The 7,858-nt window shown below is 70.6% G+C and carries 6 protein-coding genes and 1 pseudogene; 3 read left to right on the top strand and 4 right to left on the bottom strand.

What is annotated here, in order from left to right:
* Positions 1 to 204: 204 nt before the first annotated feature.
* The 4 genes from AB0A94_RS38340 to AB0A94_RS38325 all read right to left on the bottom strand — a co-directional run bounded on the left by AB0A94_RS38340 (position 205) and on the right by AB0A94_RS38325 (position 4,830).
* Positions 205 to 1,074 carry an alpha/beta fold hydrolase gene (locus tag AB0A94_RS38340; protein WP_361751637.1) on the bottom strand — a complete coding sequence of 290 codons (870 nt, stop codon included), beginning with the start codon at positions 1,072 to 1,074 and terminating at the stop codon, positions 205 to 207.
* 100 nt (positions 1,075 to 1,174) lie between these two features.
* Positions 1,175 to 2,419, bottom strand: coding sequence for a cytochrome P450 (locus AB0A94_RS38335; RefSeq protein ID WP_361751635.1), 1,245 nt, complete (start codon positions 2,417 to 2,419; stop codon positions 1,175 to 1,177).
* A 367-nt stretch (positions 2,420 to 2,786) separates the two neighbouring features.
* Positions 2,787 to 3,170 (bottom strand): VOC family protein, encoded by a 384-nt coding sequence (locus tag AB0A94_RS38330; protein WP_361751633.1) that lies wholly within the window; start codon positions 3,168 to 3,170, stop codon positions 2,787 to 2,789.
* A gap of 163 nt (positions 3,171 to 3,333) precedes the next feature.
* Positions 3,334 to 4,830, bottom strand: coding sequence for an MFS transporter (locus tag AB0A94_RS38325; protein ID WP_361751631.1), 1,497 nt, complete (start codon positions 4,828 to 4,830; stop codon positions 3,334 to 3,336).
* Positions 4,831 to 5,428: 598 nt separating this feature from the next.
* On the opposite strand from AB0A94_RS38325, the gene AB0A94_RS38320 reads away from it, so the two are divergent.
* From AB0A94_RS38320 to AB0A94_RS38310, 3 genes and pseudogenes are all read left to right on the top strand, one after another.
* Positions 5,429 to 6,046 (top strand): TetR/AcrR family transcriptional regulator, encoded by a 618-nt coding sequence (locus tag AB0A94_RS38320; protein ID WP_361751630.1) that lies wholly within the window; start codon positions 5,429 to 5,431, stop codon positions 6,044 to 6,046.
* 296 nt (positions 6,047 to 6,342) lie between these two features.
* Entirely contained in the window at positions 6,343 to 7,689 is a 1,347-nt protein-coding gene (locus AB0A94_RS38315; protein WP_361751628.1) for an FAD-binding protein, read from the top strand.
* Between the two features lie 99 nt (positions 7,690 to 7,788).
* Positions 7,789 to 7,858 (top strand): annotated as a pseudogene (locus tag AB0A94_RS38310) (TetR/AcrR family transcriptional regulator); the annotation flags it as partial.

Below are 7,858 nucleotides of genomic sequence, written 5' to 3'. Positions count from 1 at the left end.
CGCCCCCGGCGCGGGCGCGTGCGGCGGCGGAGTCGCCCCCGGCAGCGGCGGAACGGGTCCACCGGAGGAAGGAGCCGAAGGAGCCGAAGGAGTCGTACGACGCCCGCAGGCCCCCGGCCTCCGTCGAGCCCCGGCGGGTGCGGCCGCACCCGGTCCGCCGTCACCGCCGCCGCAGGCCCCTCGCGAAGGACCGCACCGGTGGGGTCACCCCCCGAAGAACTCCACCAGCAACGGCGCGCCCGTCTGCTGGTTGAACAGGTGCCCCTCGCCTTCGATGCGCAGCAGACGGGCCCGGGGGATCTCCTCGGAGAGCGTCACACAGGCCTCCTGGATCCACGGAGCGCTCTCGGAGCCGCTGAGGACCAGCGTCTCGACAGCGATCTTCGGCAGCAGCGTGTGAGGGATGGAACCGTACCGGTCGTTGATGATCGCGTCGTAGACGCACGAGGGTGCCATGGACTCGAACGCCTGCCAGGCAGGGTGCTGCTTGAACCTCTCCAGCGTCTCGTCCGTCATGAACTTGACGATCTCCTTGCCGAAGAGGGTCACCGCCTCTTCCCGGCGGTCCTCGGCGACGAGCCGTTTCAGCCGGTCGACCTCGTCGCCGTTGAGCGGGGGAGAGGAGTACGGCGGTTCGTAGAGGCCCAGCTTCGCCATGGGGACGCCGGCCGCCGCCGCATGGATGGCGATCATGCCGCCGCTGCAGTTGGCGAAGACGTGGCCGGGTTCCCCGACGGCGTCGAGCACCGCGACCAGATCCTCCACCTCACGGTCGATCGTGTACTGCTCCGGGTCCCCGTGATCGCTGCCCCCACGGCCGCGGCGATCGTAGTTGAACACCGTGAACCGCCGGGACAGGCTCTGGGCGAGCGGCGTGAACATGGCCTTGTCGTTGAGTCCGCCCCCGATGATGACGACGGGCGGGCCGCTTCCCGACTTCTCGTAGGCGATCGTGGTGCCGTCGGCCGACACCACGGTCTCGACCGGGAGGTCCCGCGGTCCCGCGTAGTCCTCGCCCAGGGGCAGTCCGTCCCCCACGACCCCGGCTTCGGCCGTTGCTGCTGGATCCACCATCGACAGTCTCCTTGTCCGAGGGTTCACGTCGCCCGGCGCGTCCGCGCGCACCGGCGAACGGCGCGGCGCGACGGGCGTGGTCGAGTCGTCGGCGCGGGCCTCACCGGGCGAGGGCCGCGGCCCTGCCCTTCAGGTGCACCGGCAGACCGGCATGACCGTTGACCACGAAGCTTCCCTGCCCCTTGAGCTCGTCGCGGCGGACGGCCAGTTCCATGTCGGGGAAGCGCTCGAACAGCGCGGGGATGCCGATCATCCAGGCGTGCTTCGCGAGCCGCGCGCCGAGGCAGTAGTGGACGCCGTGCCCGAACGAAAGGTGTGTCTTGTCGGGCCGGAGGGCGTCGAACTCGTCGGCGGTGTCGCCGTGCACGGCGGGGTCCCGGCCGATGCCCGCGAAGTCGACCAGCAGGGGATCGCCCTTCGAGATCCGCACACCGCCGATCTCGAAGTCCTGGGTCGCATAGCGGAAGGGCAGGTGCGCCACGGGCGACTCCACCCGCAGCGTCTCCTCCCACACGTTCCCCCAGGGGATCTCGCCGGAGGTCACCTTCTCGCGCAGGCCGGCGTCGGTGAGCAGGGCGAGGGAGGCGTGGGCGAGGGCGTTCACCAGGGTCTCGGAGCCGGCGCCGAGCAGCAGGTGCAGCGTGCCGATCAGCTCCGAGTCGGTCAGCCGCGAACCCTCGTCCCTGGCCTCGATCAGCGCGCTCGTGAGGTCGTCACCGGGGTGATGGCGCTTGTACGCCACGAGATCGGAGATGGCCTCCTGCCACTGCCCGAGATTGGCCTCCGCCGCCTCGGAGGAGATCCGGGTGTCGATGTTCTTGTGCCCCCCGGCCAGCACCTCGGCGCGCCTCTCCTCCGGCACACCGAAGAGGTCGCACATCAGCCGCGTGGGCAGTTCGGCGTGGAACATCGCCTTGATGTCCACGATCTCGTCGTCGGCCTTGGCGGCCATGGTGTCGAGGAGCTCGTTCACCGTCTTCTCGATGTGCGGCCTCATGGACTCGACACGCCGCTCGGTGAAGGCCTTCAGGAGCAGCTTGCGCAGACGGGCGTGGTCGGCGCCGTCCTGGGTGGCCATGGTGTCCATGGCCACCCAGGTGATCAGGGGCCAGCCGTTCGATATCTCCCCGTTGATGTACGCGGGCCAGTTCTTGCGGGGGTTCTTGGAGAAGCGCTCGTCGGCCATGATCTGCTTGGCGACCGCGTAGTCGTGCACCGACCACGCGAGCACGCCGTCCTGGAGTTCGACCCGCGCGATCGGGCCCTGCTCGCGCAGACGGGTGGTCTCCCCGTGCGTGTCGGCGCCCTCGGGGTCAAGACGGTAAGGGCACACAGCCTCGGTCATGGACACAACCTCCAGCAGGGTCTGTTGTAGCGGAACAGGCGCCAGGCGGCTTTCGGCGGATGAGGACGCGGGAGGGCCACCACGGGGCGCGCGGCAGGCACCGGTGCATGCCGGTGCGGGCGGCTCGATCGTTGTTCACGCTAGTCTCACGGCCCGTCCGCGGCGTCTTCCTGATTGCGGAGAGCGGGAGCCGCCCACCCGTGCGCGCGGCCGTGCGGGAGGGGAGCCGGGACGCGGGGCGCCGGGGCCGGGGCCGGGCGGGGGGCCGGGTGTCCCCGGGGGGCGCCCCGACGGGGCGTCGCCGGCGCCGGGACGCGCCTGGGCCCCGCACGGAGGAACACCGTGCGGGGCCCAGGCACGTGGGGGTTCAGGAACTCATGACTCCGACGTTGTTGCCGTCGGGGTCGGTGAAGACGGCGATACGGCCGGTGGGGGTGTCCTGCGGCGGCATCTTCACGGAGCCGCCGAGCTTCTCCGCCTGAGCGAGGGCTGCCTCCACGTCGGCGACCGGGAAATAGGGGACGACCCCGACGTACGGGCTTTCGGGGCCGGCCTGACCGATTCCGCCGGAGGGCGGGCCGTCCCCGGAACTCACCATGGCGTAGGTGTCGTCCAGGGCGCTGATCGTCCAGCCGAAGATTTCCTGGTAGAAAGCCCGCGCCCGGGAGGAGTCCGGGGTGGATATATCGAACCAGCCAGGAACGGCGGGAAAGGAGGAGGATTCGCTGGTCTTTTCTTTTTCGTCTGCCATGTTTACACCGTACACAATCCGGGGTCCGCCGGGCAACCGGACTTGCCGAAGTGGAGAGGAATACTCGAATTCCCTCCGGGGTCCGCCCGGCGGAGCCCTTTTTTGATTCGCTGTGCCGGGTCGGTTCGGGGAATCGGGGCCGATGGGCTGCCGGAGGCTCGTGTCAGCGGGTCTGGGCGACTATTTCGGAGGTCGGGTCGCGCAGCTCGGGATCCACCCGTTCGAAGAGCGCCACGATCAGGAGGCCGCCGGTGATCATCAGCGCCGCTCCCACCCGGAAGGCCAGGACGTATCCCGACGTCACCGCGGTGTCGACCGGGACACCCGCCTGGATCTCACCGGCGGTGTACCGGATGGCCAGGGGCACCAGGACGGCGAGCCCGAGGGCTCCTCCGATCTGCTGCATGGTGTTCTGTACGCCCGAGGCGAGACTCGAGTTCTGGTCGGTGACCTGGTGCAGGGCGGCACTCGTCGCGGCCGGCATGGTGACGCCCGCGAACACGCCGAACACGATCATCCCCGGCAGGATCCCTCCGGCGTAACGGGTGCCGACGTCGACCGTGCTCGTCAGCAGAAGCCCGATCCCGGCCCCGATGAAGCCCATCGCCACGACCGCCCGCACTCCGATGCGCGGGGTCAGCGCGGTCCCCACCCCGATGCCGATGCCGATGGCGAATCCGAGGGGGAGGTACGCCAGGCCGGTCTCGAGCGGCGAGTACTCCAGCACGTGCTGCTCGAACAGGGTCAGGATGAAGGTGTACGAGATGAACGCCGCCATGAAGAACAGGGAGGTCAAGTTGATGACCGACCTGGTCCGGTTGGCGAAGAACTCCAGCGGGATGAGCGGGTTCTCGACGCGGCGCTCGATGATGACCATGGCGAGCAGCAGGGCGATGCCGCCGGCGAGCGGCAGCACCACCGAGGCCGACTCCCAGGGGTGCTCGGCGGCCTGCAGCAGTCCGTAGACGATGGCCACGAGCCCCGCGGTCGAGGTGACCGCGCCGGCGATGTCGAGCCCCTGGTCCTTCTCGCGCTCCATCCGGCTCTCGGTGACCATGCGCGGAATGACCAGCAGCACGGCCAGCGCCACCGGCAGGTTGATGTAGAAGATCCAGCGCCAGGACGTCAGGTCGGTCAGCACTCCCGAGACGATGTACCCCAGGGTCCCGCCGAGCGCCACGAGTCCGCCCCAGATCCCCAGGGCCTTGTTCCGTTCCTTGGGATCGGTGAAGAGCAGTGCGATCAGTCCCAGTGACGCGGGAGCCGCGATGGCCTCGGCCGTCCCCTGGGCGAACCGGCCCACGACCATCATCCCGGGAACGACGGCCGCCCCGCACACGGCCGAGGACACCGCGAAGATGCCGACGCCGATCAGCAGCAGGCGCCGCCGGCCGAAGACGTCGGCCAGGCGGCCGCCGAGGATCAGCAGCCCCCCGGCCGCCAGCACGTACCCGTTGACCACCCAGGTCAGGCCTGCCTCCGAGAAGCCGAGGCCGTCCTGGACGAGCGGCAGCGCCACGTTCACGACGGTCATGTCCAGAAGGATCATGAACTGCAGCCCGGAGAGCAGGGCCAGTACCCACCAGCGCCGAGGATCCGCCTTCGCCCGAGGGGCGTCCTCGGCGCCGTCCGCGGCCACATCCGGGTTCACCGTGGTCACGCGTCTGTCTCCCTTGGTCGTAGATGCCGTGAAGTCGGCCCGGTGCCGAGTGATCGAGGGCCGCCGGGAGCGGGCGGGATCCCCCCGCGCAACCGGTGCCGCCTCCTCGTCCCACCTGATCGACCGTCCTGATGTATACGCTGTGCACATCAGGTTGTTCACACCATATACTTTTCACGGCCCAAGGGGGCCACGGACGGCGGAATACCGGATGAAGACCCGCGGTCCGGCACCACGGTGCCGGCCGCTCGCAACCCGGTCCCCGCAGAACGGACTTCTGCGCACGGCGCAGGGCGCACGCCGCAGCCGGAGGCCTGTCCCGTCCAGGCTTCCACGCTTCCACACCGGGGCGGGTGGCGCCTTCTTCCGGATTGCTCGATGCGCGCGACTATCCGGCGTTTGGTGCAGAACCGGCCGAACGCGTACACTGTCCACATCAACCATCTCCGGAATTCTGGAAAATGCGGAATCGGGCACGCTGCACAGATCGGAAGACATCCGTGCGGGACCTGTCCGCGCGGTGCGCGCCACCGCCCGGCCCGGGCTGTCACCGCCGGTTCCGGCTGTCCGCACCGCGGCCGGGAGGCAGGGGCACACCATGGTCCGTGACGCGCATCCCTATCACCGGGGCGGTCTGAGGTCCGCGCTCATCGAAGCCGGCCTGAAGCGTGCCCGCAAGGACGGAGCCGACGCGCTCGGGCTCCGGGAGATCACCCGGTCCGTGGGCGTCACGCCGAACGCCGCCTACCGGCATTTCGCCGACCGGCGCGAACTCGTGCTCGCCGTCGCCGCCCGGGCCCAGGACAAGCTGGCGCAGGCCATGCTCGACCGCATGCAGGACGTCGCGGATCAGACGGACCCCGTTGCCCACGCGGTGCAGCAGCTGCGGGGAGTCGGCCTCGGCTACATCCACTTCGCACTGTCCGAACCCGGCTGGTTCGAGCTTGCGATCCTGCTCCAGGACGAACCCGGCGGTGATTCGGAGGCGCGTGTGCCGCCGCCCTACCAGCTCCTGGTCGACGCCCTCGACGGCATGGTCAAGGCCGACGCACTGACTCCCGAGCGACGGGTGGACGCCGAGTGGGTCTGCTGGTCCGGGGTCCACGGATTCGCCGATCTGGCGATCCGCGGCCCGCTGCGCCGACAGGACCGCGCGGTCGTCGACAGGCTCGCCGTCCACGTCGTGGACACCGTCATCGGCGAGATCAGGACCTGACGGCCCACGGCCGCCGACGCGTCCTCGTTCGCATCCGGCGCCCCGGACAGCCGGCCGGACCCGCGGCAGGGGAAACAGCGCACGCGGGAGTATGTACCGGCCGCCCCACGGTCACGATCATGAACCGGGTCCCGGGACGAGCGGCTGCCGACGCGGACGGAAACTCCCGCGCGGGCGGAGCGGTTTCGCGGCCCCGGCCCACGCCGGCGGAAGCCCGGGACGTCGAGTCGCACGGGGACGTGCGAGCCCCGTACCACCGGACTTCATGGAGTCGTCATGAGCGAGGAACTCGTCATGTGCCCCGCGGCACCTCCAAGGACCGTGCGGAAGCGGCCGAGCCCGTGGGGAGCCGCATCGTGACCGGCGTCCCGCCCCGGTCCGGGCTCTTCCGCCGTCTTGGTCCGCCACTCCTGCGCGGTGTCCTCAGCACACGCGACAGCGACCTCGCCGCCGCGGCGCGGGACTTCGGCAACCGCGTACACCTCCGGCCCGTCGCCGTGCTGCACCCCGCCGACGCCGAGGACGTCGCGGCGATCGTGCGCTTCGGCCGGGAGAACGGGTTCGCGGTGGTCCCCCGGGGCGCGGGCTGCTCGGTGGACGGCCAGGCGCAGGCATCGGACGGGATCGTGGTCGACCTGTCCGCGCTCTGCGCCGTCGGTGAGCCGGCCCCCGATCGCGTGCGGGTGGACGGCGGCGCACGGTGGAGCGCGGTCCTCGACGCCACCCTGCCCCGCGGCCGTGCCCCTCTCGTGGTGCCCGACCACCTCGGGCTGTCCGTCGGCGGGACACTGTCGGTCGGCGGGATCGGCGGCACCAGCCACCGGCACGGCAGCGTCGCCGACAACGTGCTCGAGCTCGAGGTCGTCACCGCGAACGGAGACCTTCTCACCTGCTCGCCCGTCCGGCGTCCCGAACTCTTCGACGCGGTCAGGGGGAGCCTGGGCCGGTACGGAATCATCACCGGTGCCACCCTCGCGCTCACCGGCACGAGGAGTTCGGCGCGCACGTACCGACTCGTCTACCACGATCCCGCCGCACTCCTCGCGGACCAGCAACGGCTGGTTCACGAGGGACGGTTCGAACACGTGGAGGGGCACGCCCACTGCTCGGGAACGTCGGGCTGGAGGTTCGTCCTGGAGGCGATGCAGTCCTTCGACGCACCGCACGAGCCCGACGACACCGCGCTGCTCAAGGACCTGGCACACCATCACGTCGACACGATCGGCACCACCTCCTACCGCGACTTTCTGAACCGGGTCGCGCCGTTGGAAGCCAGGCTGAGAGCAACCGGCTCGTGGCAGCACCATCCGCATCCGCGGTGCAACGTGCTCCTGCCGGGACGCCAAGCGGCAGCGCTCGTGACGCAGGCCCTGGCCGGCCTCACCGAGGAGGACATCGGACCGGGAGGGAGCGTTCTCCTCTACCCCGTCCCCACCGCCCGCCTCGCCGCGCCGAACGTTCCGAAGGCGCGCGACGCCCTGACCGTCGTCTTCGGGCTCCAGCGCACCGCACCCCCCGGCCGGCCCGAACTGCTGGACCGCATGGTGCGCGACAACCTGGCCCTGCGGGCGACGGTCAGGAAGGCGGGGGGCGCCGATTACGCGTACGCGGCCACGCACTGCGAAGCCCCCGGACGCCCATGAGCCGTTCGGCCCGGACGCACCCTCCCGCTCTCTTCGCGCCCCCGGGACGAACCGCCTCCCGGCGCGCTGATGCCCCGTACACCGGGTACGGGGCCCTGGTACCCGGAGCTGGCCGAACCGGCCGCCCGCTCGGCCGTCCACTCGGTGTTCGGCCTGCTCAACTCCACCC

The organism is Streptomyces sp. NPDC044984 (genome assembly GCF_040646935.1).
In the GTDB taxonomy this organism is placed as follows: domain Bacteria; phylum Actinomycetota; class Actinomycetes; order Streptomycetales; family Streptomycetaceae; genus Streptomyces.
Note: the sequence above shows the minus strand (reverse complement) of the source record. Positions and strands in the feature narration are given on the sequence as shown.

What these genes read in the sequence shown, in the direction of transcription:
- AB0A94_RS38320 (WP_361751630.1), top strand. Translation starts at nt 5,429, where the DNA reads ATGGTCCGTGACGCGCATCCCTATCACCGGGGCGGTCTGAGGTCCGCG.
- AB0A94_RS38340 (WP_361751637.1), bottom strand. Translation starts at nt 1,074, where the DNA reads ATGGTGGATCCAGCAGCAACGGCCGAAGCCGGGGTCGTGGGGGACGGA.
- AB0A94_RS38335 (WP_361751635.1), bottom strand. Translation starts at nt 2,419, where the DNA reads ATGACCGAGGCTGTGTGCCCTTACCGTCTTGACCCCGAGGGCGCCGAC.
- AB0A94_RS38330 (WP_361751633.1), bottom strand. Translation starts at nt 3,170, where the DNA reads ATGGCAGACGAAAAAGAAAAGACCAGCGAATCCTCCTCCTTTCCCGCC.